Here is a 22,708-nt window from a genome sequence, read left to right as displayed (position 1 = left end):
CCGAGTTTAGCTACACGGCTCACTGGCGATTACCGTGACCGGACTTACACCGGCAAGTGTGGTCCAGCTTCGCTGGACACACCACATAGAAAAAGAACCCTGCTACAGGATTCTCTTTCTGTTTTTATTATTTTACGGTTCTGTTTTCCGGTACATAGTTCTCATATTTTGGAACTTTATGTGTCTCACTGGCCCATACTGCTTCTGCTTCCGGTTTCCAGGTATCTGCATATGCCTTACATTTTTCACACAGATGCTCTACGCTCTCTGGTGACTCCAGATTTGTTCCATGTGCTCCTGTCTCATGTACCATCTTCTGCAGCAGCTCTGGATTCTCCAGCATCGGGCACGGTCTTAAATGATTGCGGTTAAACGGCTGTCCCTTATGGTAAGCCATGAACAATGGGCTCTGCAGAATCTCCAGAATAGAAGCATCATGAATATTCGCATTAGAAAAATGAATGAATACACATGGTTCTGCATCTCCGGCTGAATTGATGTGGAAGTAGTTTCTTCCTCCGGCAATACAGCCTCCTACGTATTCTCCATCGTTCTGGAAGTCCATTGGATAAAACTCAATATCTGATTCCATAGAACGTACATAACGAATACGATCAATCATGTACTTTCTCTGTTCCACTGTCGGCATCAGTTCCGGTACCGCATTATTTCCAACTGGCATATAATGGAAATAGAATCCAAAACGGGCACCTTTTTCTGAAATCATCTTAAAGAATTCATCACTGGTGACAGCTTCGATATTATTTCTGGTGTAACAGATAGAGGTACCAAAGATGATGCCATATTTCTTCAGAAGATCCATAGCATTCATAACTGCGGCATAATGACCTTCTCCTCTTCTGGCATCATTGGTCTCCGGTGTACCTTCAATAGACAGCATAAAGGTAATATTACCAAGTCTGACTACTTCCTGACACATCTCCTCATTGATCAGTGTGGAATTGGTATACAGAGCAAAATATGCATCGTGATGCTTTTCTGCCAGACGGAAAATATCCTTCATACGAACGGTCGGTTCCCCACCGGTCAGCATATACAGATACGTGCCCAGTTCTTTTCCTTCTGTCACGATCTTATCCATATCTTCAAAGCTCAGACTGTATTTATGTCCATAGGTACCTGACCAGCATCCCTGACAGTGCATATTGCATGCGCTGGTTGGATCAAACAAGATCAGCCATGGAATATTACAGTTGTAAATCTCACGATTCTTACGAATAGTCTTTGTTCCGCGAATAAATGCCTCAAATCCCAGATTCATCAATGTCACTTTTGCGACATGTTTATCTGTCTCATCCAGAATCCTGTTGATATAACGCATCCATTTGTTCTCCGGATCTTTCATTGCATTTAATACTTTCTCATATGCTTCGTCTGTAAAGTTATTGCCCCAGAACTGTTTAATAATATCCAGGATCTCTTTATAAGCCTTCTCCCGATCCTTATCAAATTTGTTCAACATAACATCAACAATTGCTCCGACTGCCTTTCTCTGAATGGCATGTGATGCTTTATCCAATGCAGTGTTCATAATCAATTCCCTTCCATTCCATTCTTTTTGTAATACATATGTATCATATTTCATTATTGGGGATTATATCACCAAAAAAAATATGTTACAATAGTTTTTGAAAAACAAAACAAAGGAGTCAAAAATGTACCATATTAAATCTGATAAACGTTCCCAGACTTCTGCAAAGCTAATCTGTGATGCCATGCTGCGCTGTCTTGACGAGAAACCTTTTTCTGAGATCACCATCGTAGATCTGCAAAAAGAATCTACTGTAGGACGTTCTACTTTTTATCGTCTGTTCGACCGTACGGAAGACGTTCTGGAATATCTGTATGAGCAGCGTATCCAGGAAATCTACAATGGATATCATCTGCTATCCGAAGACAAACGACCGTCTTTCACACTTTATATCCTGAATGATCTATATGCCAATTCCTCTGTTCTGGAGGTACTGATCAGAAACAACCTGATCCGGCCCATGCAAAAGGTTCATAATAAATATATTCCTGTCTATATTCGGGAAGAATTGGGAAATGACAACTTTCTCTCCATCACGGAGGATTATGCCTGCAGTCTGTTCAGTTCTCTGGTGGCCGGCATCATCTCTGTCTGGATTCACCATGACAAACGGGAAACTCCAACGGAACTGTATCATCTGCTGCGTACCTATCTGCATACTCTGGCACGGATCAGCTAAGCACCTCCAGTCCAGCCTGCCGGGCAATGGTCTCCAGCAGGTCTCCCTGAAGATAATAGGTGGTCTCAAAATGCAGATAAGACATAGATACTTTATCCCACAAGATTAAGATCTTGGCTGGAAATTCCTCATCCGCATCCCAGAACTGAAAAAGTACTGAAAAATATGGCACCACCGGCATCTCCATGGTCAGGTCTGCTCCGGCCAGTCTCGGCTTCTGGATTCCCCCCAGGCTAAGGCAGGCCTGTCTGATCTCTTCCACTCTTCCAGAGAAAACTTTTTCATATTTATGGGCAAATACTTCTGCGGAAGGGCTGCTTCCGGCTGCCGCAAATCCTGCCACCGGCTGCCACTGCCCGGTAAACAATGGCAATGATTTCTCACCAGAATAGCAGAGAAGGTCGTAAATCGTCATGACAATCGTATACTCTTTGCACAGTCTCCATTCCCGCTGATCTTCATATTCAATTGCCCCATCTGCCCGCCTGATCCGATATTTTGTTCCAATATAGTTCAGATACAGATATTCTTTATCATACTCCAAACCATATTTTTCTGTCAGCATATTCTGATCATATTTCAAAAAATATTCTCTCCCTGTATACACCTGTTTTTCGTAATTAGATTCCACTATATTCGCTCCGTTCTTTTTTTAATTATCGTAACTGTTCAGTACCAATGTCAATTGGTTCTGAATAGCTACAAATTATCCATATTAATGAAAAGGGCGAAATCGTATTGACTTCACCCAATTTTTTTACAAATACTTTATTTTACCAATATTTTTCCATATATTCGTTTGCTTCTTCTGACAGCCCGAATTCTTTCATGATATTCTTTACTGTCGCCTCTTTACTGATATGGAATGTCTTGCAGGTTCGTATATTTGCCAAAATTCCTTGCTGCATTCCCTTCTGGATTCCCTGCTGTTCTAATTCTTCCAAAGCACTGCACATATTAACCTGCCCTCCTGTTCTTTATTTTAACTATACCATAACCTTTCTTTCATTTCTATGAAAAGAAAATAAAATCTTTCTTAGAGAAATGAATTTTATCAGGTATGAAGGAAAAGGATATCAGCCAATCATAAAATATAAAAAAGTCCTACAAGCCGTTGTTTATGCGGAGTGTAGGACTTTTATGTTGATTTAGCTGTCAAAGACAGGATTATGAAATTTACAAGAACTTGACGTTTCTATTTATTTACGTTACAGTAAAGCAGAAGTTATTTTTACAGGAGATCAATCATTATGAATTTTTCAAACGCAGAAGAAACAATAAAAGAACTATGTCATAAGCTTTATTCCATTGACAGCCCTACCGGATTTACTGACCGTATTTCTGACTGGCTGATCCACTATACCAGAGAACTTGGCTATGACTCCTATCGCAATCGTCTTGGCAATGTCATCGTTCCGGTTCCGGGAAAAGACCGTGCACACAGTGTAGCCTTAAGTGCTCATGTAGATACCCTTGGACTGATGGTTCGTTCCATCACCAGCGAAGGATATCTGATGTTTACCACAATTGGCGGTCCGGTGCTTCCTTCTCTCGATGGCGAATACTGCCGGATCTACTCTCGCTCCGGAAAAGTATTTACCGGAACAGTACTGTCGCTTTCTCCTGCAGTTCATGTCTTTGATGATGCCAATACCCGCCCAAGAGATGAAAAAAATATGGCGATACGTCTGGATGAAGAAGTGCATTCCAAAGAAGATGTGCTGGCTCTTGGGATCCAGACCGGTGACTTTATCTGTTATGATCCGAAAACCATATTTACAGAAAGCGGCTTCCTGAAATCTCGTTTTATCGATGATAAGGCATGTGCCGCTCTGGAACTGACTTTACTTGCATTGATGAGAGAGCAGTCTCTGACACCTGCTCATACCACGTATATTTGTTTTTCTACCCATGAAGAAATCGGCTATGGCGGAGCTACCCTTCCGGATGCTCTGGATGAACTTCTGGTGGTAGATATGGGATGTATCGGAGATGATCTGAACTGTACCGAACAGCAGGTGAGTATCTGTGCAAAAGACAATCTTGGACCGTATGATTACGAAATGACTTCCAGGCTGATTGATCTGTCTGCTGAACATGGCATTGATTATGCTGTAGACATTTATCCGCACTACGGTTCCGATGCCGGTCCAATGTGGCGATCTGGTAAGGATACCAAAGCTGCCCTGATCGGTCCTGGGGTCCATGCTTCTCATGGAATGGAACGGACGCATCTGTCCGGAATGATGGCTGCACTGAAGTTGATGAGTGTATATCTTGGAATCTAAGTTGTAATCATAAAAATCACATGCGCTGAAGTCAGAAATGATTTCAACCATGTGATTTTGTTTTATTTGCGTTATTTATACCAGAATATTTTCCCAGTTCTGTCCTACTTCTTTTTCAGACAGTCCGTCTTCCCTCATACAGCGAAATATCGTCTTCCAGTAATGAAAAGAAATCTCTTTACAGATTTCTTTGCAGTCCTGTTTCTGACAGGCATCCACGATCCTTTTATGGGATGGATACTGCTTCTGTGCCACCTTCGCCATATCTCCCTCATTGGGATATCCGCCAAGAATCGTTACATAATCCAGTTCTTCCCACATTTTCTGCAAAGTATCAAAACCTGCCATCTTCACCAGTTCTTTGTGAAATTCATTATCAAGAGCAATACAATTTTCTGTATCCTCCGGTGTCAGATTCTGCATTTTGTTCAAAACCTGTTCCAGCCTTTTTATTGTTGCTTCCGGGATTTTTCCGTTTACTACCTTCACTGACAGAACTTCATAGCTGGTACGCATAAAATAAAGTTCATACAGCTCTTTTACTGTCACTTTTCTTACTGAACATCCGACATTTCTGGAATAACGAACAATACCTTCATTTTCCAGCTCCCGGAGTGCCTCCCGGATCGGTCCCCGGCTTACACCGAATTCCGCTGCCAGTTCCTGTTCCACAATCCGGTCTCCCGGCTGATACTCATTTTTTCGTATCTTTGTCCGGATTGCTTCTGATACGCGCTCTCTTAACGTCTGATAAGTAATTTTTCCCATAATTTTCCTCATTTACAAAAAGTCCGGATGAACTTTTTGTCTGATCATCCGGACTTTTTTATCTCATATCTTATTCAGCGTGTGTATAACCGAAGAAGAAGTATCCAAGTGGTGTGTAGGACATACCCTTGATTCCGTCAGCCAGCATGTATTTCTGTGTATAGAAGTACAGTGGGCAAACGCCATAATCCTGTCCCATCAGCAGATCTTCTGCCTGGTGCATCAGATCCATACGTTCTGTCTGATCGAAAGTTCCTCTGATCTGGTCAAGCAGTGCATCGTAATCAGCGTTGCTGTATTTTGCATCGTTGTTTCCGCCGCCTGTTTCGAACATATCAAGGAATGTCATAGGATCGTTGTAGTCTGCAATCCATCCGTTACGTGCGATGGAGTAATCTCCATTCTTACGTGTCTCTACGAATGCAGCCCATTCCTGGTTGTTCAGAGTAACGGTTACACCAAGTACATCTTCCCACATATACTGCAGAGCTTCTGCAACTGCTTTGTGAGCATCACTTGTATTGTACAGATATTCTACTACAGGGAATCCTTCTCCATCTGGATATCCAGCTTCTGCCAGCAGTTCTTTTGCTTTTTCGCAGTTTGCTTCGTAATCAGCATCTGTTGGTCCATAATAGTCTCCACCAACAGTACGGAAGTCATCACCTGTTGCACCTTCTGCGTCATATACACCGTAAGGTACATATCCGCCCGCTTCAATCTGACCCTGCTGTGTAACCTTTTCTACGATATAAGTACGGTCTACAGCCAGTGTGAACGCTTCTCTGACGCGAGGATCGTTGAATGGTTCCTGTTCATTGTTGAAGCATACATAGTAAGTTCCGATGTAGTCCAGGATCTTCAGATCGCCGGATGCTACCAGGCTGGTGATTTCTGCCTGAGGAACATCTTCGATGAAATCCAGTTCTCCAGAATTGAATCCAGATAACATAGCGTTCTGGTCATCCATTAACTTGAAAGTAATGGTATCTGGTCCCAGATTGTCAACATCATAATATTTATCGTTCTTAGCAACTACGATTTCAGAGTTGTGTGTCCATTCGGTCATCTTGTATGCACCGTTGGTTACATAACTGTCTACATCAAATGTCCACTGATCACCTTTTTCTTCGATGATATCTTCACGTACCGGAAGCAGTGCCGGGAATGCGCAAAGCTCTTCAAAGTAAGTAAGGTCTGTGGAAAGAGTTACCTTAAATGTCTTATCATCCACTGCTTCTACACCAAGTTCGGATGGATCTTTTTCACCGTCAATGATTGCCGGTGCATTTACGACAGATTCGATCATGTAGCTGTAATCAGCTGCTGTAGCAGGATCAACCAGTCTTCTCCATCCATAAACAAAGTCATTGGCTGTTACAGGCTCTCCATCTGACCAGTAAATGTCATCACGGAGGTGGAAGGTATAGCTTACAGTACCATCTTCATTTTCTTCTCTGTCATAGCTTTCTGCCTGTCCATAGGTAATTCTGGATGAATCACATGTTCCGTCAGAACCTTCCTGTTCTTCTCCTGTGGTTTCCCATTTCATCAGACCTTCAAACAGGTGCTGCAACATGGTACCTCCATCCAATGTGGTATTCATCTGTGGATCCATGGTCTGTGGTTCAGAAGCAAGGTTTACTGTAAGATTAAAGTCTTCAGCATTTGCTGCAAAACCGAACATGGAAGCTGCGATCGCTGTTGTAGCTACGAATGGCAACAGTTTTCTCATTTTCATAGTCTCTTCCTCCATTTTCTTTTATGAAATATGATATATGATTGATAAACAGCCCTTTGCTGTATTATCCAAGCATGTGGCATGCAGCCCAATGCTCTGGTGCATGCTCTTTGAATTCCGGCACCTCTTTGCGGCACTTATCTGTCGCATACGGACATCTGGTATGGAACTTACATCCTGTTGGAGGATTCATCGGAGAAGGAATATCTCCCTCCAGCATGATACGCTGTCTGGTTCTGCTCAGTTCCGGATCCGGTACCGGTACTGCTGACAGCAGTGTCTTGGTATATGGGTGAATTGGATTGCGGTTCAGCTCATAGCTCTCGGCAAGCTCCATCATATTTCCCAGATACATAACACCGATACGGTTGGAAATATGACGTACAACAGAAAGGTCATGGGCAATGAACAGATAGGTCAGTCCCATCTCCTCCTGCATATCTTCCAGCATATTTACCACCTGTGACTGAATCGACACGTCCAATGCGGAAATCGGCTCATCGCAGACAATGAATTCCGGATTTACCGCCAGCGCTCTGGCGATACCTACACGCTGCTGCTGACCACCGGAAAATTCATGTGGATAACGGTTGGCATGCTCTGTATTTAATCCGACTTTTCCCAGCAGTTCCTTGATCCGGTCACTGCGGTCAGTCTTGGAAGTATAAAGCCTGTGAATATCCAGTGCCTCTCCAATAATCTCCCCAACGGTCATTCGAGGATCCAGACTTGCAGAAGGATCCTGGAAGATGATCTGCATCTTCCGGCGGTATGGAAGCATATTCACCTGCTTCGCCTTCGGTACCCTGATCTGTTTCAGACTTCCATCTGCTTCTGTTACCCATGGATTCTGTCCTTCAAAAATCGTCTTTCCATCATAGACAATCTTTCCGGATGTCGGATCATGAAGCTGTAAAATCGTACGTCCCAGTGTTGTCTTTCCACATCCGGACTCACCTACCAGTCCCAGTGTCTCTCCTCTTCGGATAAACAGGGAAATATCTTCCACTGCACGAACTCCCGGTCCTTTTAATCCCTTTACCGGAAAGTACTTTTTCAGATGATCTACGGAAACGAGGATATCGTTCTGATTACTCATTTTCTTTTCCCTCCGTTCCTTCTTTTTTCTGTGCCTCTTTCTGTGTATTGATGGCGTCCTGCACTCTCAGCCAGCATGCAGCACGGTGATTGTCTCCCAGTTCTACATATGGAGGCATCTTTTGCAGACACACCTTCATAGCATGTTCACAACGTGGTGCAAACGGACATCCTTCCGGCGGATTCAGCATATCGACCGGTGTACCCTCAATCGGAATCAGACGCTCGTAGCTTTCTGCATCCACACGAGGCATAGACCGGAGCAGTCCCATGGTATATGGATGTCCTGGCTGGTAGAAAATATCATCTACCGGTCCCTGCTCTACCATCTTACCGGCATACATAACCGATACTTTATCACATACTTCTGCTACCACACCGAGGTTATGGGTGATAAAGATAATACCCATGTGATTCTTTTTCTGAAGTTCTTTCATCAGTTCCAGAATCTGTGCCTGAATCGTTACATCCAGCGCTGTGGTCGGTTCATCTGCAATCAGAAGCTTTGGATGACAGATCAGTCCCATAGCGATCATCACACGCTGTCTCATACCACCGGAAAGTTCATGCGGATACTGCTTCATACGCTTTTCTACATTATTAATACCAACCTGCTCCAGCATCTCCATAGCACGCTTATCTGCTTCTTCTTTGGAAATGCTCTTATCATGGGCACAAAGTGCTTCTGTCAGCTGGTTGCCAATCGTGTATACCGGATTCAGACAGGTCATTGGATTCTGGAAAATCATAGCCACCTGACTTCCCCGGTAATCGATCATCTCGGAAGGGGACTTTGCCAGCATATCTTCCCCTTCCAGTGTAATGGAGCCCTCCATTACTTTACCAGGGGACTGCAGAAGTCCGATAATGGAATACGCCTCTACGGACTTTCCTGATCCTGACTCTCCTACAATACCCATTACTTCATCATAATCTACATCATAGCTGATGCCGTTCACTGCTTTTACTTCTCCTGCCGGTGTAAAGAAGGAGACATGCAGATTTTTTACTTCTAATAATTTCTGTTTCTTATTATTATCTTCGCTCATGGTGTCTCCTCTCTTACTTCTTCAATCTTGGATCCAGTGCATCACGAAGTCCGTCACCGAACAGGTTCAGTGAAAGAATCATCAGACTCAGGATCACAGCCGGAATAAACAGTCTGTATGGATAAGTATTCAGTCCACTTAATGCTTCTGAACACATGGATCCCAGGCTGGTCAGTGGTGCAGATACACCTACACCTACGAAAGAAAGGAATGACTCCAGGAAGATCGCAGACGGAATCTGAAGGAATGTGGTAGTAACGATCTGTCCGATACAGTTCGGAAGCAGATGTCTGCGGATAATTCTTCCGCCTTTTGCTCCCAGTGCTCTGGCTGCTGTTACATATTCCTGCTGCTTTAACTGCAGAATCTGTCCACGGATAATACGGCTCATGGTTACCCAGTATAACAGACCGAAAGCGATGAACATGGAAATCAGGTTCGGTCCCAGAATCGTAACCAGCTTCTGGAAAATACCATTACCAGAATTCTGGAACTGCTCCAGTGCCGGCTTTAACGTTGCAGATAACAGCAGGATGATCAGCATCTCCGGAATGGAATAAATGATCTCTACAATTCGCTGCATCACAGTATCGACTACACCGCCACAATAACCGGAAATAGATCCGTACAAAGCACCGATCACCAGTACCAGCAGCGCTGCACAGATACCAACGGTAATGGAAACACGGGTACCTACCATAACACGTACCATGATGTCACGTCCCTGATCGTCCGTTCCGAAAATGTGTGGGAATACCTTTTCCCCTGCTGCTTTACGTTCCAGTTCTTTATCAGAATACCCAAATGGCTTCTTCTTCAGGCCAAGTTCTTTTGCAGCCTGACTTTCTGTAATAGTCTCTTCTTCTGCCTGGGTATTATCCGCATTCACAGATGCCTGTGCACGGATTCTTGCTTCTTCTACACGGGAAAGCTTCTTACCGCTTGCCTCTGCCTCTGCTCTGGCCTGTTCAACGGCTTCATCTGGGGAAAGCACACCGGTACCGGTATGTTCTTCGATATATGCATGAATAGCCTGCTTGTCTTCCAGTGAATAATGGGAAAGTCCCAGTGCCTCAGATCCACGGATCTGCTGCTTGTAAGTATACGGCACAATCATCGGTCCGACAAATGCAAATATTGTCAGCAAAATAATAATCCCAAGAGCTACCATGGCAACGGTATTCTTTCGAAGACGTCTCCATGCATCCTTCCAGTAAGAAACACTCTTACGATCCTGAATAAAGTTCTCTTTTTCTTCTGAAGACGCCGGTTCAAAGGCATTCTCCGGCAGTTCCTCGTTCCACTTCATGATATCATCTGCGTTCAGCTGAAGTGAGCCAAACTTATTGTATTTCTTATTCTCTGCCATCTCTAGTGACCTCCATTCGCCAGATTGATACGCGGGTCCACCAGTTTATAGCAAAGATCGACTACCAGGTTCATGATGATGATAAAGGTAGCCAGGAAGATCGTTGTTCCCATAATCAGTGGATAATCACGGTTCTGTATTGACTGAATAAAATATCTTCCAAGTCCCGGAATCGAGAATACCTGTTCCACTACCAGACCACCACACAGGGTAAATGCAATCTGTGGTCCAAGATAGGTAATTACCGGAATCAGCGCATTACGAAGCGCATGTTTGAAAATAATCTTGCCATTTTTCAGACCTTTTGCTCTTGCTGTCTTGATATATTCCTGATTAATCGAATCCAGCATAGCTGTTCTGGTCTGTCTTGACAGATAACACATCGGATAAAATCCCAATGCCAGACATGGCAGTACGTAGCTCTTCGCTGTACCGTCAAACAGTGCCGGGAATACCTTCACCCCCGGAATACCTCCACATAAAGTATGCAGCAAAATCGTTGCCACTACGAATCCTGGCATGGAAATACCAAGGGTACAGATAATACGAAGGAGACTGTCTACCCAGGTACCACGCTTAAATGCTGCCAGACAGCCCAGTGGCACTCCAACCAGAATCGCCCATAAAAGTGCAATAATACCGATCTTGGCAGATACCGGGAACATCTCCAGAATAATAGATAACACTGCTCTGTTCTTCTGCATCTTGATAGAAGTACCAAAATCTCCATGAAGGATATTGCCAAGATACTTCACCATCTGTACCGTAACCGGCTGATCCAGTCCGTACTTTGCATTCAATGCATCAATGGTCGCCTGAGAAGGCGATTTTTCAGACAGCCATGGATTGCCCGGTATCGCATTCATCAACAGGAATGTGAGACAGGCCACAACGAGCAGGGTAACGACTGCCATGAAAATTCTTCTAATCGTATACTTTCTCATCTTCTTCTTCCTCTCTTACTCTTTGTTAGAATTCAGGGAGGATGAAAGCGCAGAAAGATCCCTGTCCACTTTGTGTCCAACAATCTGTTTTATTGTGAAATATACTACAAAAAGAATTCAGATGTTAGAAAAAGCATGCCTGATCTGTTCTGGCATGCTCCACAATTTGCCTGAATTCCCTTTTCTCTGTACTTCACTCTGCTCATATCATCCCTAAATCGTAACTTTTCATACGAATTAAGGCTATTATATAATCAATTACCGGCATTGTCAATTGTCAACAATTTACAAGAAAGCAGTACAAACCACAAAACCTCCCGGAGTTTTCTCTCCGGGAGGTCGCCTTTATGATTCTGTTGTCTCTTCAGTCGCAGTTTCTGTTGTCTCTTCCTCAGAACCCTCTTCCTGTTCTGATGCCTTTTCTTCTGTATCACCAGTTTTTTCTTCCGGTGTACTCATAATTTCGATTCTTGTCACATTGTTATCTTTATCATAAGTAACTTTGATGATATCACCTTCTTTAATATCATCAATGGTCAGCGTTTCTTTTTCTGGTGCTGCTTTTATATCTTCTGTTGTCTCTTCTTCCGACATATCTTCCGTTGCAACTTCCTCAGAAACTGCTTCTGTATCTTTCTGATCCGCTTCTTCTGCCATTGGTTTCTCGCCATCTGGTACTTTTCCATCTGTCTGTTCGCCGTCAAACATCATTCCTTTGACAATCTCGGTATCATCATTGACCGTTACTTCCCGTTCTTCAGATGTCAGTGTCAGGAAATCTTTGCTGTCAGGTTCCTGTCCATCTGGTTTTTCCATGCCAGATGCTTCATTTCTGGTACCTACCGTAAACGTAATGGTATCTCCATCCACGCTCTTCACTTCTCCGTATACCGCATCTTCTTCTGCTACATCTTCTTTTGCATCTGTCTTCTCAGATGTCTTTTCTGAATCAGTTTCAGCTGCTTCTCTTGTGCTTTCGGTTGCGGTTTTTGTTGTATCAGATGCATATACGCCAATGGTTCCTCCTGCAATCAGTGATACACTAAGCATCAGACCCATCATAGATTTCATATATTTGTTTTTCATAATTGTTTGCTTCCTTTCTTTGGTTCTGGAAACAACTATAATTCTAAAATATGTTCATTCTGTGTTTACTTCATGATGATTTTATGAAGATATATTATGAAATTCTTTGCATACTTTCACATAGGTATCCGGATCATTGATATTTTGAAAATACTTTTCTGGTGCACTGGTATGATACAGGGAATATCCCACTGTATTTAGGAAGCGATACACGGATGATCTTCCTGACTCCAGAAAATCTGTTATTTCTTTATAAAGTCTGGCATCATATACTGCCATCAGGGATTCTTCTTTTCCGTTATGGCACAGCATAGTCACCGGTTTATCCGTTTCTTCCATAGCATAGCGCAGAAGCCTGTGCAGTTCCTCTAATGGCACCAGTGGCGTATCTACACCAAGCACCAGACATTTTTCTGTCTCTGCCTTTCGAAAGCAGCTCTCCAGTCCCCCCAGAGGTCCCTGCCCCGGAATCCGGTCTGGTACGATCTCTTCCCTGCAATGTGTTCCACGATAACCGGAGATCAGAATCTGCCTGGCGCCCAGTTTCCGTCCTTTTTCGATTTGTGTCTCCAGAAATGTCTGTCTGCCAAAAAGAAGATCTGACTTCTCCTGTCCCATTCGGCTGCTGGTGCCACCTGCCAGCACGACCATGGTGAAATTATTTTCTGGCACAGTTGTCAGCCTCCCCTGTCAGAATCTGAAGGCCATGCTCCAGCGCCGGAATGATATATTCCAGACTTTCCCTGACCGCCTTTGGACTGCCTGGAAGATTCACAATCAGTGTTCCTTTCCTGATCCCTGCTGCTGCGCGGCTTAACATAGCTCTTGGTGTAATCGTCATACTATAAGCACGCATAGCTTCCGGAATCCCCGGCACTTCCCGCTCTATGATATCTTTGGTTGCTTCCGGCATGCAGTCCCTTGGAGAAAATCCGGTTCCTCCGGTGGTCACAATCAATTCAGCCATTTTGGCATCTGCGATTCTTGCCATTTCATCTGCCAGCATCTTTCTGTCATCTGGAAGCAAAATGGTATGAACCACTTCATAACCATTGGCCTCCAGGATCTCCCGGATCACCGGGCCACTTTTATCTTCTCGTTCTCCTGCATATCCAGAATCACTGGATGTAATAATTGCTGCTTTCATACTTTTATCCTCCAATCTGGGACATCAGCCTCTCTTCATCAGCCTCTGCTTCCACAGAAGTAAAATGATGGCTCACCGGTTTTTCCCATATCACTTTCTGTATTGCTTCTGTAAGTTCTTCATCCGTACATCCTGACCGCATCAGGCTCTTTAAGTCTGTTCCTGTCTGATACTGCAGACAGGCCTTCAGATATCCTTCTGCTGTCATCCGCACACGGTTACACTGATCACAGAACTTGTGGGTCATGGCACTGATAAATCCGATCTTTCCCTGAAATCCTTCTATTTTATAATAATGACACGGTCCGTTACCATAACGCTCCGTCACCGGGGTCATGATACCATAAGCTCTTTCCAGTATCCTACAGATCTCTTCTTCTCCCCGGAACTGAAATTCCCTGCCATACCCGATCGGCATCATCTCAATAAACCGTACATGGATCGGATACTGTCTCGCCAGCCCGGCTAACGCAGCCAGATTCTCCGGCTCCTCCAGCACTGGCACACAGTTGATCTTCAGTCCAATCGCCGGGTACTGAAGTGCCGCTTCGATCCCTTCCAGCACCTGATTCAGACTCTCTCTTCTGGTCACCTGTGCGAATCTGGATGCATCCAGCGTATCCAGGCTAATATTAATATCATCGATTCCTGCTTCGAAAAGACTCCGAATCTGATCCTTTAATAACACTCCATTCGTTGTCAGTGTCACTTTATTGATCCCATCCAGTCCTTTTAACATCTGCACCAGCGTCGCGCAGCCCTTGCGGGTCAAAGGCTCTCCACCGGTCAGTTTGATCTTTCTGATACCAAGATCCGTCATACACCGGCAGATTCTGATAATCTCATCATAGGTCAGAATCTCCTTATGAGGAATCTGCACGATGCCGTTTTCCGGCATACAATACACGCATCTGAGATTGCACCGATCTGTAATGGATATCCGCAGGTAATCAATCTCTCTTCCAAATCTATCCTTCATACTATTCCTTCGGGTTTCGATAAAGCCCGCTTTTTCCTCCACTTTTTTCAACCAGATGAATTCCGGTCATCTCCATAGACTTATCAATTGCCTTACACATATCGTAAATCGTCAGAAGGGCCACATTCACACCGGTCAGTGCCTCCATCTCTACTCCGGTTTGTCCTTCCGTCTTCGCCGTACAAATTGCAGTGATCTCCAGGCGTTCCTCATCCAGTTCAAAATCTACCGAACATTTCTGGATCATCAGTGGATGGCACATAGGAATCAGATGAGACGTCTGCTTCACTGCCATGATGCCTGCCACTCTGGCTACTCCCAGCACATCTCCCTTTTTCACAGTTCCCTGCTTCACTGCATCCATGACTTCCTGACAGACACGAATCTTTCCCTTTGCTATGGCAGTTCTGGAAGTGGGTATTTTTCCAGATACATCCACCATCACTGCATTCCCCTTCTGATCAAAATGATTCAGCTTATTCTCCATCGGTCTCACCTGCCTGCTCTTCTACATGAATCTCATCACCTTCTGTCAGAACGCCGCCATGAAGTACTCTGGTAAAAATCCCCTCTCTTGGCATAATGCAGTCTCCCATGATCTTGTAAATCTCACATCCGCTGTGACACTGCTTGCCGATCTGTGTTACTTCCAGAAGCACTTCCCCGCTGCGCAGTCTGGTTCCTACCGGCAAAGCCTTCAGATCATATCCGCTTACGATCAGATTCTCTCCAAATGCTCCATCATCAATGGGTGCTCCCTTTGCCTTGAACTCTTCAATCTTTTCATAAGAAAGAAGACTCACCTGACGGTGCCACTTTCCTGCATGGGCATCCTTTTCAATTCCAAAGTCTTCAATCAGCCTGGCACTATGTATATTTTTCTTCTGCGTGCCCTTCTTTTCACTGATATTGACCGCCATAATCTTTCCCATTTGATTTTCCTCCTTCATCCTCTGATTCCCTCTTCCGGAACAGAAAGATGTCTGTTATACTGTATCTATCATATCACATAGTAAACATGAATAAAAGAATAGTTTTTTCGATTGGAGAAATTATGTATATTAACGAACAATACCAGGATTTGGCTTTACTGGAAACCAAAGAATATCAGTTTATCGGAAGAGATGGCAAAATCTGTACAGAAACGGAACAGATTCTAAAAGAACATGTGATGGATGTCTATGTCAATGACCGCCTGACCATGAAGCTGATCTGCCTGCCACAGCACCTGGCTGAACTGGTTCTGGGGAGGCTTCTGACCGAGCAAATCATCACTTCCGCAGAGGATGTTGAGCACATCTATATCTGTGAATATGGAAAACGTACCAAAGTCTACCTGAAGCAAACAGCAGGTGCGGATGTGTCCACCTCTGATTCTTATGTGGAGATCACACCGACCTGCTGTACCGGTAATCATATTTTGAACGATTATTTTATCTCTGCCAGAGAGCCAGAGGTTCTTGCACCGATCCACTGGGAACCAGAATGGATCTTCCATATGGCCGATGCTTTTGCAGATGGTTCTCCTCTTCACAGCATTACGTTTGCTACCCATAGCTGTCTTCTTGCCAGAGAAGATCAGATTCTGTTTTCCTGCGAGGATATCGGTCGTCACAATGCTCTGGACAAGGTCATCGGTTATGCACTTCGCCATAACATTGACCTGCATCAGTGTATGGTCTATTCCAGCGGCCGTATTCCTACAGATATGGCCATGAAAGTTATCCAGGCAGGTATACCGATACTGGCCAGTAAAGCATCTCCTACTTTCGAAGCCATTGAACTGGCAAAAGAATATCACCTGACCCTGATCTGTGCTGCCAGAAGAGACCGTATGAAAGTCTTCGTCTAACCAAGATCAGCTGCAAAAAGTGCGGCCCCCAGTGCACCACACAGCTGCGCTTTTTCACTGATCACCAGCTTCGTCCCCAGCTTTTCTTCCAGTGTCTTCACCAGACCTTCATTCTTTGACACGCCGCCAGTCATCATATAACGTTCTTCTCCTTTGACACGTTTGGAAAGTGCCGCTGTCTTGGCTGCTACTGCCTTATTCAGGCCATGCACGATATCATCCGTTGCCTTATTCTGTGCAATCAGAGACACTACTTCAGACTCTGCAAATACCGTGCACATACTGGATATGGTGATATCCTCCTGATATTCCAGTCCACGTTTGCTTAATTCATCCAGTCCCATCTCCATGGTTCTGGCCATCATTTCCAGGAAGCGCCCGGTACCTGCCGCACATTTATCATTCATGACAAAGTTTACTACATTTCCCTGTTCGTCCAGACGGATGACCTTGCTGTCCTGTCCGCCGATATCGATAACTGTCCTCACAGAAGGATCCAGGAAATGCGCTCCCCTGGCATGACAGGTGATCTCTGTGATACTCTTATCCCCATCCTGGATCGCAGTTCTTCCATATCCCGTGGTGACCATAGCATCAATATCTTCCCTGTTCAGCCCGGCTTTCTTGAGTGCCTCTTCCAGAGCACGCTCAGCCCCGATGGCTGCGCCTGCCCCGGTCGGCAGAATGATATCTGCCACAATCTGTTTCTCTTTATTCAGAATCACTACATCTGTACTGGTAGAACCACTGTCAATTCCAGCAAAATATCCTTTTCCCATTCTATGTTCCTCTTTTCTGTCTTCTTTCTCTGTCAGGCTTCCGGTATCCAGGCTCTCCGCAAACGCCTCCAGACGGGTTAGCAACTGCCCGCTGCTCTGAATCGTGTAATCCGATTCGATCTTCAGAATCGGCACATCTGTGTGATTCTTTATATCTGCATATTCAAAGCTGTAAAAATCACAAAACTTTACCGTATGATAAATGATACCTTTCAATGACGGATCCTGATACAGCTTCTTTCTTCCTGTCGGGTCATTCATACGCATACATGGCATCTGCCCCATCAGTTCTTTTGCATACCAGCTCATCAAAGCATCAAAGTCTCCATCCTCCGGCAGCCGGGCATATCCAACAGAGCGATTGTGAACACAGGTCTCATTTTCTACAGGCAGAGGCATTGCACTTTGCGTCATCTCGAAAAGTTCTGCGCCCATTCTGGCACCGAAGACTCCGATATGAGGTGTCAACACTTTCTCTTTTTCCTGAAATGAAGCTCGAAATACCTGTTCATCAAATTCAGTTCCTTTATAGGCGCCATAGGCCTTTGCCAGATTCTTCAGCTGCAGTGCCATCCGTTCCTGACTGCAGGCACTGTCACAGTGAAGCAGGTCCAGCAGATACAGAAAGTCCAGTTTTCCACTGTCCAACAGGATATCATAGACACTGCGGATGGTATCGCAACAGTTCACCAGTACCAGCTCCCGAATTCCGGAAGACAGCACTGCTTCCAGCAATGCCTTTCCAAATCCACAGATATTCGGATGAGCCACCTGATCTGCCAGGTCAAATCCTTCCGGCATATGATTAAAGATCTCACACTCTCCGCCAAAAGCCTGAAGCAACTCTATCGGAGTATATTTACATACATAATAAGTCTTATTCATGTGCTTCACCTCCCAGCATTTCTAAGAATGCCTCCAGACGGGTAGCGGTCTGCCCCTCTCCTCCGTGGCTGCGGTCACATCCGTCCCCATCTAAGATTAACAGTGGGATGCCTGCTTCTTCAAACTTCTTCTTTGCCAGCTGAGCCGCTCCCAGAGTATGCTTGCACCCCCAGTGTCCGAACCAGACCACACCATCGGCTCCTGCTCTTCTGGCATTGCGGATGCCATTTTCGATTCTTCGAAAAGCGCTGCCATTTAAACTGTGAAAAACCATTCGTCTTGCCATGGCTTCATATGGATAAGACGGATCAAAGTCCGGTTCGCAGACTTCCGCCAGCTCGCATCCTACAATCTGCGCTTCCTCTTTTAACAATAAAGCATTTTTTACTGATTCTGACCAGAACGGTATCGTATGCATCCAATAAATACGTGTTCCCTTTTTCGGCTTTGCCTGTTTGATGTCTTTTAAGAGCCGATCTACGTATCTTGCTTCTTCTGGAGTTCCAAGCAGAAGGTTATTGGTCATTCCGGCATACAGCGGTGTCACCAGATCAGCCGGCACATACTTCCCGGCCCGCTCCTCCTGAAACTTTCGATATTTTTCCAGAGTCTCTTTGCTTCGCTCCGTCCGTTTTCTCAGCTCCGCTTCCTCGATTCGTTTTCCTGTATGTTTTTCCAGAAAAACACATAATTCCCGCAGCTGATCAGCCACATATTTTATATTCTCTTCTGTTGATTCCATCGGTACATCAATGGCAAATGCCGGAACCTGATAAAGATCTGCCAGTGTCCGGAAGGTCAGCTGATTAGCATCACAGGTCAGATTCGTGTATACAATGCACTTTGGCTTTGGCAGGATTCCTTTCTGCGCCGCTCCCAGGAAAGCCTTGTGATAGCTGCAAAGTGTCTCAGAAATGCCCTGATTCTCTGCCTGCTGCAGACAGGCACGTTCCGCCGCTGAGGCTGTCAGATAACAGGAAAATCCTTCCACATTGTAAGGATGCAATCCCACTTCCTGTAGCAGTTCACAGGGCGTAAAAATACTGACAATAGCTGAATGCTCCGGATCCTTTAACGGGGCAATCATGGTATCCATCATCAGTTCTGCCAGATATCGGTCTGCTGGCAGGAGCTGCTTATTGGGGAAAAAACGGAACTTCAGGTTCTGCACCTGCCACCCCAGCTTCAAAAGCTTCTGTGCACGATCTGGATTTTTTTCACTTAATTTTTCAATTGTCTGTCCATAAGTCTTAACAATTTCCATGTAGTCACTTCCTTTTGTTGTCGTGTAGTTATTCACAGGGATTTATTATATAGAAATCTTTTTTTACTGTCAAACTTTTCCTTGACTGGTAAATATTATAGTGATATCATTCTGATATCAAATAGTTTTGTGATTCCAAAGGAGGAACGTACAATGACAGAAAAAATTTTATCAACCAAAAAGAATGGCATGTTGGTAATGATTCTTACCATCTTTCTCTATGCTCTTGCTATCGGTGGCTGTATCGGATGTGGCATCGCACTGGCAAAAGGTGCCGTTCCGGTCTTTCCAGTTGTGGGTCTGGTAATCTGTTGTGCTTGGATGGCACTGGGATGGATCCTGTTTTTAGGTCTTCGTATCTTAAAACCGCAGGAAGCACTGGTACTGACTTTATTCGGAAAGTATATTGGCACCCTGAAAGAGCCTGGATTCTACTTTGTGAATCCCTTCTGTGTCAGTGTGAACCCAGCTTCTAAGACAAAGCTCAGTCAGAGTGGGGATGTAGATACCAGTGCACAGAAAAATCTTTCTCTTTCCACATTACTTCTAAGTGGAAGCAGTTCTTCTGACGCCTCACTGAGTAATAAGAAAATTTCTCTGAAGGTTATGACTCTGAACAATTCCCGTCAGAAGATCAATGACTGTCTGGGAAATCCGGTGGAAATCGGCATTGCTGTTACTTGGCGGGTGGTAGATACTGCAAAGGCCGTTTTCCATGTAGATAACTACAAGGAATATCTGTCGCTTCAATGTGACAGCGCTCTGCGTAATATTGTCCGTCTCTATCCATATGACACTGCACCGGATGTAGACACCACCGGTGACGGCATTGCAGACGAAGGAAGCCTGAGAGGCTCCAGCGAGATTGTGGCAGAGCGAATCCGTAATGAAATTCAGGAAAAGGTCGCCGATGCAGGTCTGAAGATCATCGAAGCCCGTATTACTTATCTGGCTTATGCGCCTGAGATCGCAGCCGTGATGCTTCAGAGACAGCAGGCTTCTGCTATTATCGATGCCAGAAAAATGATCGTAGACGGTGCCGTGGGCATGGTTGAAATGGCACTGGAACAGTTAAGCGAAAAAGACGTGGTAGAACTGGACGAAGAACGTAAGGCAGCCATGGTATCGAATCTTCTGGTCGTTCTCTGCGGAAATCATGACGCCCAGCCGGTAGTCAATTCAGGAAGTCTGTATTAATGGCTGAAAAAGACAATAAGAAAAAACAGGTTCCCTTACGTCTCTCTGCCAAGTTATATGATGCTATCGCTGCCTGGGCAGAAGATGACTTCCGCTCCGTCAACGGACAGATCGAGTACTTGCTGACCGAATGTGTCCGACAGCGGAAGAAAAATGGGAAATATGTATCTGAACATCTGGATGAACCACCGGAACTGGATATCAAATAATAGGCAAAAAAGACTAAACCATCTGTTATGATTTAGTCTTTTGCTTATTTTAACAACATAATATCTTTCTCTTCGATTCCGATGAATATCTCGTCTCCGTCCATCCGTTTCCGATAATCCAGCCATTCTTCCTTGGATACATCCACACGAATCTGTGCACCTTCTTTGGGTGACACAATTAAAATATAAGAAAATACATCTTCTATGATTCGTTTTATTTTGCAGGAAAATACATTTGACATACTATCCTTTTTATCAGCACACACAGGATGTATAAAATGACTGCGCACGCCAACGCTGGTGGAATCTTCTTTTCCTGTCGTATCACACTTCAGTGTAATCCCCCAGTCCAGCGCCATAACTTCTCCTTTTTCTGCTACGGCTGCATCTGAAAAGTTCTTACATCCTGAGAGATACGCTGCTTCTCTTGATATCGGTGTCGTAAACAATTCTTTTACCGGTACCGGTTCACTAGATTTTCCCTGATTCATTACACATACCCGGTCGCAGATCCGATAGATCTCATCCCGATTGTGCGATACAAAAAGCGTGGTAGAACCGAATTCTTTCAGTACATCTTCCAATTCTAGTTCCAGTTTCCATCTCAGGAACTCATCCAATGCTGCAAAAGGTTCATCCAGCATGAGCAGCTTCGGTCTGGTCAGAAGGATTCTGGCAAGTGCTGCTCTCTGCTGCTGTCCGCCTGACAACTGTGACGGCTTGTGACGTTCCAGTCCCTGAAGATAAAACTTATTGATCATCTCTGCAATGCGCTTCTGCTGTTCTTCCTTTCCCAGCTTCTGTCCCCGAAGTCCTGCCTGAAGATTCTGTACTACATTCATATTCGGAAATAAGGCGTAATTCTGAAACAGCAGCCCCACATGACGCTCCTGAGGCTTCAGATTGATCTTTTTCTCACTGTCAAAAAAGACGGTTCCATCCAGTTCAATGTGTCCTTCATCCGGTGTCACCACACCGGCAATACAACGAAGGGTCATACTTTTTCCGCAGCCGGATTCTCCCAGGATTCCCAGCACTTCCTTATCTGCTTCAAATTCCGTATCCAGAATAAAGCTTCCGAAATCCTTTTTTATTTTTACATAAAGTCTCATTTCGTCCGCTCCTATCCCGCCGATCTTTTCCCGGCAGTATTTTTCTTTTCCAGCATATTTACCGCCAGAAGCACAACTGCTGAGATAGCTATATTTACCATAACCCATTTAAATGCCAGCAAATCGTCATTGGTTCGCCACAACTGATATACCGTAGTAGAAATGGTTGCCGTCTTTCCCGGTGTATATCCAGCTACCATACTGGTTGCGCCATACTCTCCCAGTGCCCTTGCAAAGGCAAGAACGGTTCCTGCCATAATTCCCTGACGGCATGCCGGCATACGTACCTTCCAGAAAATATAACTGTTAGATAATCCCAGAGTCTGTCCTGAATAGCTTAAGGTCTCATCAAAACTCTCAAAAGCACCACGTGCGGTACGATACATCAGTGGAAATGCCACGATGGTGGCAGCAAAAATGCCTGAATACCAGTTCATAACCAGCTTAGTCCCAAAAGTATTGTAGAACCATATTCCAAACGGTCTTTTAGAGCCCAGAAGCAGCAGGATAAAATATCCTACTACTGTGGGTGGTAATACCATTGGAAGGGTGAGAATCACATCCAGCACACCTTTCACTACCGGATGGAGCTTTGCGATATAGTAGGCTGCAAAGATTCCGGAGAAAAATACCAGTACGCTGGAAATCACTGCAATACGAAGTGAATTATACAGAGGAAACCAATCCATCTATTCTTCCCTCCATATCTT

At 44.6% G+C, this 22,708-nt stretch carries 24 protein-coding genes; 5 read left to right on the top strand and 19 right to left on the bottom strand.

What is annotated here, in order from left to right; genetic code table 11:
• Positions 1-127: 127 nt before the first annotated feature.
• Positions 128-1,552 (bottom strand): radical SAM/SPASM domain-containing protein, encoded by a 1,425-nt coding sequence (locus tag OCV47_RS12425; RefSeq protein ID WP_262655402.1) that lies wholly within the window; start codon positions 1,550-1,552, stop codon positions 128-130.
• Between the two features lie 124 nt (positions 1,553-1,676).
• Between OCV47_RS12425 and OCV47_RS12420 the strand changes: the two genes are divergently transcribed.
• On the top strand, positions 1,677-2,231 hold the full coding sequence (locus OCV47_RS12420; protein WP_262655401.1) for a TetR-like C-terminal domain-containing protein: 555 nt from the start codon (positions 1,677-1,679) through the stop codon (positions 2,229-2,231).
• Here OCV47_RS12420 and OCV47_RS12415 read toward each other — a convergent pair.
• Both OCV47_RS12415 and OCV47_RS12410 read right to left on the bottom strand, forming a co-directional pair.
• Positions 2,224-2,814 (bottom strand): DUF3786 domain-containing protein, encoded by a 591-nt coding sequence (locus tag OCV47_RS12415; RefSeq protein ID WP_262655400.1) that lies wholly within the window; start codon positions 2,812-2,814, stop codon positions 2,224-2,226. The genes OCV47_RS12420 and OCV47_RS12415 overlap by 8 nt on opposite strands.
• A 190-nt stretch (positions 2,815-3,004) precedes the next feature.
• Complete coding sequence (locus OCV47_RS12410; RefSeq protein WP_262655397.1) at positions 3,005-3,187, bottom strand: hypothetical protein; 183 nt, start codon at positions 3,185-3,187, stop codon at positions 3,005-3,007.
• A 294-nt stretch (positions 3,188-3,481) separates the two neighbouring features.
• Between OCV47_RS12410 and OCV47_RS12405 the strand changes: the two genes are divergently transcribed.
• The gene (locus OCV47_RS12405; protein ID WP_262655396.1) at positions 3,482-4,519 is read left to right on the top strand and encodes a M42 family metallopeptidase; all 1,038 of its coding nucleotides are present in this window, start codon (positions 3,482-3,484) and stop codon (positions 4,517-4,519) included.
• 75 nt (positions 4,520-4,594) lie between these two features.
• Here OCV47_RS12405 and OCV47_RS12400 read toward each other — a convergent pair whose 3' ends face one another.
• From OCV47_RS12400 to OCV47_RS12345, 12 genes are all read right to left on the bottom strand, one after another.
• Positions 4,595-5,287, bottom strand: coding sequence for a GntR family transcriptional regulator (locus tag OCV47_RS12400; RefSeq protein WP_262655395.1), 693 nt, complete (start codon positions 5,285-5,287; stop codon positions 4,595-4,597).
• 70 nt (positions 5,288-5,357) lie between these two features.
• A complete protein-coding gene (locus tag OCV47_RS12395; RefSeq protein WP_262655393.1) occupies positions 5,358-7,028 on the bottom strand; it encodes a peptide ABC transporter substrate-binding protein in 1,671 nt (556 codons plus the stop codon).
• Between the two features lie 64 nt (positions 7,029-7,092).
• Positions 7,093-8,127 carry an ABC transporter ATP-binding protein gene (locus OCV47_RS12390; protein WP_256299072.1) on the bottom strand — a complete coding sequence of 345 codons (1,035 nt, stop codon included), beginning with the start codon at positions 8,125-8,127 and terminating at the stop codon, positions 7,093-7,095.
• Positions 8,120-9,175, bottom strand: a complete 1,056-nt coding sequence (locus tag OCV47_RS12385) for an ABC transporter ATP-binding protein (protein ID WP_262655391.1) — start codon at positions 9,173-9,175, stop codon at positions 8,120-8,122. Before OCV47_RS12385 ends, OCV47_RS12390 begins: the two co-directional genes overlap by 8 nt.
• Positions 9,176-9,188: 13 nt before the next feature.
• Entirely contained in the window at positions 9,189-10,544 is a 1,356-nt protein-coding gene (locus OCV47_RS12380) for an ABC transporter permease (protein WP_256299076.1), read from the bottom strand.
• A gap of 2 nt (positions 10,545-10,546) precedes the next feature.
• Positions 10,547-11,488, bottom strand: coding sequence for an ABC transporter permease (locus tag OCV47_RS12375; RefSeq protein WP_262655390.1), 942 nt, complete (start codon positions 11,486-11,488; stop codon positions 10,547-10,549).
• Positions 11,489-11,833: 345 nt separating this feature from the next.
• Complete coding sequence (locus tag OCV47_RS12370; protein ID WP_262655389.1) at positions 11,834-12,574, bottom strand: hypothetical protein; 741 nt, start codon at positions 12,572-12,574, stop codon at positions 11,834-11,836.
• An 81-nt stretch (positions 12,575-12,655) separates the two neighbouring features.
• Positions 12,656-13,246 carry a molybdenum cofactor guanylyltransferase gene (gene mobA, locus OCV47_RS12365; protein ID WP_262655388.1) on the bottom strand — a complete coding sequence of 197 codons (591 nt, stop codon included), beginning with the start codon at positions 13,244-13,246 and terminating at the stop codon, positions 12,656-12,658.
• The gene (locus tag OCV47_RS12360) at positions 13,233-13,721 is read right to left on the bottom strand and encodes a MogA/MoaB family molybdenum cofactor biosynthesis protein (RefSeq protein WP_117447476.1); all 489 of its coding nucleotides are present in this window, start codon (positions 13,719-13,721) and stop codon (positions 13,233-13,235) included. Before OCV47_RS12360 ends, mobA begins: the two co-directional genes overlap by 14 nt.
• 4 nt (positions 13,722-13,725) lie before the next feature.
• Positions 13,726-14,700 carry a GTP 3',8-cyclase MoaA gene (gene moaA / locus OCV47_RS12355; RefSeq protein WP_262655386.1) on the bottom strand — a complete coding sequence of 325 codons (975 nt, stop codon included), beginning with the start codon at positions 14,698-14,700 and terminating at the stop codon, positions 13,726-13,728.
• A gap of 1 nt (position 14,701) precedes the next feature.
• On the bottom strand, positions 14,702-15,187 hold the full coding sequence (moaC, locus tag OCV47_RS12350) for a cyclic pyranopterin monophosphate synthase MoaC (RefSeq protein ID WP_262655385.1): 486 nt from the start codon (positions 15,185-15,187) through the stop codon (positions 14,702-14,704).
• Positions 15,177-15,632: an MOSC domain-containing protein gene (locus OCV47_RS12345; protein WP_256299087.1), complete on the bottom strand. Its 456-nt coding sequence runs from the start codon at positions 15,630-15,632 to the stop codon at positions 15,177-15,179. The genes moaC and OCV47_RS12345 overlap by 11 nt, the downstream gene beginning before the upstream one ends.
• Positions 15,633-15,754: 122 nt before the next feature.
• Between OCV47_RS12345 and fdhD the strand changes: the two genes are divergently transcribed.
• Positions 15,755-16,552 carry a formate dehydrogenase accessory sulfurtransferase FdhD gene (gene fdhD / locus OCV47_RS12340; protein WP_262655383.1) on the top strand — a complete coding sequence of 266 codons (798 nt, stop codon included), beginning with the start codon at positions 15,755-15,757 and terminating at the stop codon, positions 16,550-16,552.
• Here fdhD and OCV47_RS12335 read toward each other — a convergent pair.
• A complete protein-coding gene (locus OCV47_RS12335) occupies positions 16,549-18,216 on the bottom strand; it encodes an acyl-CoA dehydratase activase (protein WP_262655382.1) in 1,668 nt (555 codons plus the stop codon). The two genes, fdhD and OCV47_RS12335, sit on opposite strands and share 4 nt — an antisense overlap.
• On the bottom strand, positions 18,209-19,480 hold the full coding sequence (locus OCV47_RS12330; RefSeq protein ID WP_262655381.1) for a 2-hydroxyacyl-CoA dehydratase subunit D: 1,272 nt from the start codon (positions 19,478-19,480) through the stop codon (positions 18,209-18,211). Before OCV47_RS12330 ends, OCV47_RS12335 begins: the two co-directional genes overlap by 8 nt.
• A 153-nt stretch (positions 19,481-19,633) precedes the next feature.
• On the opposite strand from OCV47_RS12330, the gene OCV47_RS12325 reads away from it, so the two are divergent.
• Positions 19,634-20,677: an SPFH domain-containing protein gene (locus OCV47_RS12325; protein WP_256299095.1), complete on the top strand. Its 1,044-nt coding sequence runs from the start codon at positions 19,634-19,636 to the stop codon at positions 20,675-20,677.
• Positions 20,677-20,886, top strand: coding sequence for a type II toxin-antitoxin system antitoxin (locus OCV47_RS12320; RefSeq protein WP_117447483.1), 210 nt, complete (start codon positions 20,677-20,679; stop codon positions 20,884-20,886). Before OCV47_RS12325 ends, OCV47_RS12320 begins: the two co-directional genes overlap by 1 nt.
• A 44-nt stretch (positions 20,887-20,930) precedes the next feature.
• Here the strand turns inward: OCV47_RS12320 and OCV47_RS12315 are convergent, their stop codons facing one another.
• Positions 20,931-21,998, bottom strand: coding sequence for a sulfate/molybdate ABC transporter ATP-binding protein (locus tag OCV47_RS12315; RefSeq protein ID WP_262655380.1), 1,068 nt, complete (start codon positions 21,996-21,998; stop codon positions 20,931-20,933).
• A gap of 11 nt (positions 21,999-22,009) precedes the next feature.
• Positions 22,010-22,687 carry a molybdate ABC transporter permease subunit gene (modB, locus tag OCV47_RS12310; protein WP_262655379.1) on the bottom strand — a complete coding sequence of 226 codons (678 nt, stop codon included), beginning with the start codon at positions 22,685-22,687 and terminating at the stop codon, positions 22,010-22,012.
• Positions 22,688-22,708: the final 21 nt, after the last annotated feature.

Origin of the sequence: Muricoprocola aceti (assembly GCF_025567005.1) — a bacterium.
GTDB classification, from domain to species: Bacteria; Bacillota; Clostridia; order Lachnospirales; family Lachnospiraceae; genus Marvinbryantia; species Marvinbryantia aceti.
Note: the sequence above shows the minus strand (reverse complement) of the source record. Positions and strands in the feature narration are given on the sequence as shown.

Excerpts from the sequence above, each read along its gene's own strand:
- OCV47_RS12425 (WP_262655402.1), bottom strand. The coding sequence starts at position 1,552 with ATGAACACTGCATTGGATAAAGCATCACATGCCATTCAGAGAAAGGCA.
- OCV47_RS12420 (WP_262655401.1), top strand. The coding sequence starts at position 1,677 with ATGTACCATATTAAATCTGATAAACGTTCCCAGACTTCTGCAAAGCTA.
- OCV47_RS12410 (WP_262655397.1), bottom strand. The coding sequence starts at position 3,187 with ATGTGCAGTGCTTTGGAAGAATTAGAACAGCAGGGAATCCAGAAGGGA.
- OCV47_RS12405 (WP_262655396.1), top strand. The coding sequence starts at position 3,482 with ATGAATTTTTCAAACGCAGAAGAAACAATAAAAGAACTATGTCATAAG.
- OCV47_RS12400 (WP_262655395.1), bottom strand. The coding sequence starts at position 5,287 with ATGGGAAAAATTACTTATCAGACGTTAAGAGAGCGCGTATCAGAAGCA.
- OCV47_RS12395 (WP_262655393.1), bottom strand. The coding sequence starts at position 7,028 with ATGAAAATGAGAAAACTGTTGCCATTCGTAGCTACAACAGCGATCGCA.
- OCV47_RS12390 (WP_256299072.1), bottom strand. The coding sequence starts at position 8,127 with ATGAGTAATCAGAACGATATCCTCGTTTCCGTAGATCATCTGAAAAAG.
- OCV47_RS12385 (WP_262655391.1), bottom strand. The coding sequence starts at position 9,175 with ATGAGCGAAGATAATAATAAGAAACAGAAATTATTAGAAGTAAAAAAT.
- OCV47_RS12380 (WP_256299076.1), bottom strand. The coding sequence starts at position 10,544 with ATGGCAGAGAATAAGAAATACAATAAGTTTGGCTCACTTCAGCTGAAC.
- OCV47_RS12375 (WP_262655390.1), bottom strand. The coding sequence starts at position 11,488 with ATGAGAAAGTATACGATTAGAAGAATTTTCATGGCAGTCGTTACCCTG.
- OCV47_RS12370 (WP_262655389.1), bottom strand. The coding sequence starts at position 12,574 with ATGAAAAACAAATATATGAAATCTATGATGGGTCTGATGCTTAGTGTA.
- OCV47_RS12360 (WP_117447476.1), bottom strand. The coding sequence starts at position 13,721 with ATGAAAGCAGCAATTATTACATCCAGTGATTCTGGATATGCAGGAGAA.
- moaA (WP_262655386.1), bottom strand. The coding sequence starts at position 14,700 with ATGAAGGATAGATTTGGAAGAGAGATTGATTACCTGCGGATATCCATT.
- moaC (WP_262655385.1), bottom strand. The coding sequence starts at position 15,187 with ATGGAGAATAAGCTGAATCATTTTGATCAGAAGGGGAATGCAGTGATG.
- OCV47_RS12345 (WP_256299087.1), bottom strand. The coding sequence starts at position 15,632 with ATGGGAAAGATTATGGCGGTCAATATCAGTGAAAAGAAGGGCACGCAG.
- fdhD (WP_262655383.1), top strand. The coding sequence starts at position 15,755 with ATGTATATTAACGAACAATACCAGGATTTGGCTTTACTGGAAACCAAA.
- OCV47_RS12335 (WP_262655382.1), bottom strand. The coding sequence starts at position 18,216 with ATGAATAAGACTTATTATGTATGTAAATATACTCCGATAGAGTTGCTT.
- OCV47_RS12330 (WP_262655381.1), bottom strand. The coding sequence starts at position 19,480 with ATGGAAATTGTTAAGACTTATGGACAGACAATTGAAAAATTAAGTGAA.
- OCV47_RS12325 (WP_256299095.1), top strand. The coding sequence starts at position 19,634 with ATGACAGAAAAAATTTTATCAACCAAAAAGAATGGCATGTTGGTAATG.
- OCV47_RS12320 (WP_117447483.1), top strand. The coding sequence starts at position 20,677 with ATGGCTGAAAAAGACAATAAGAAAAAACAGGTTCCCTTACGTCTCTCT.
- OCV47_RS12315 (WP_262655380.1), bottom strand. The coding sequence starts at position 21,998 with ATGAGACTTTATGTAAAAATAAAAAAGGATTTCGGAAGCTTTATTCTG.
- modB (WP_262655379.1), bottom strand. The coding sequence starts at position 22,687 with ATGGATTGGTTTCCTCTGTATAATTCACTTCGTATTGCAGTGATTTCC.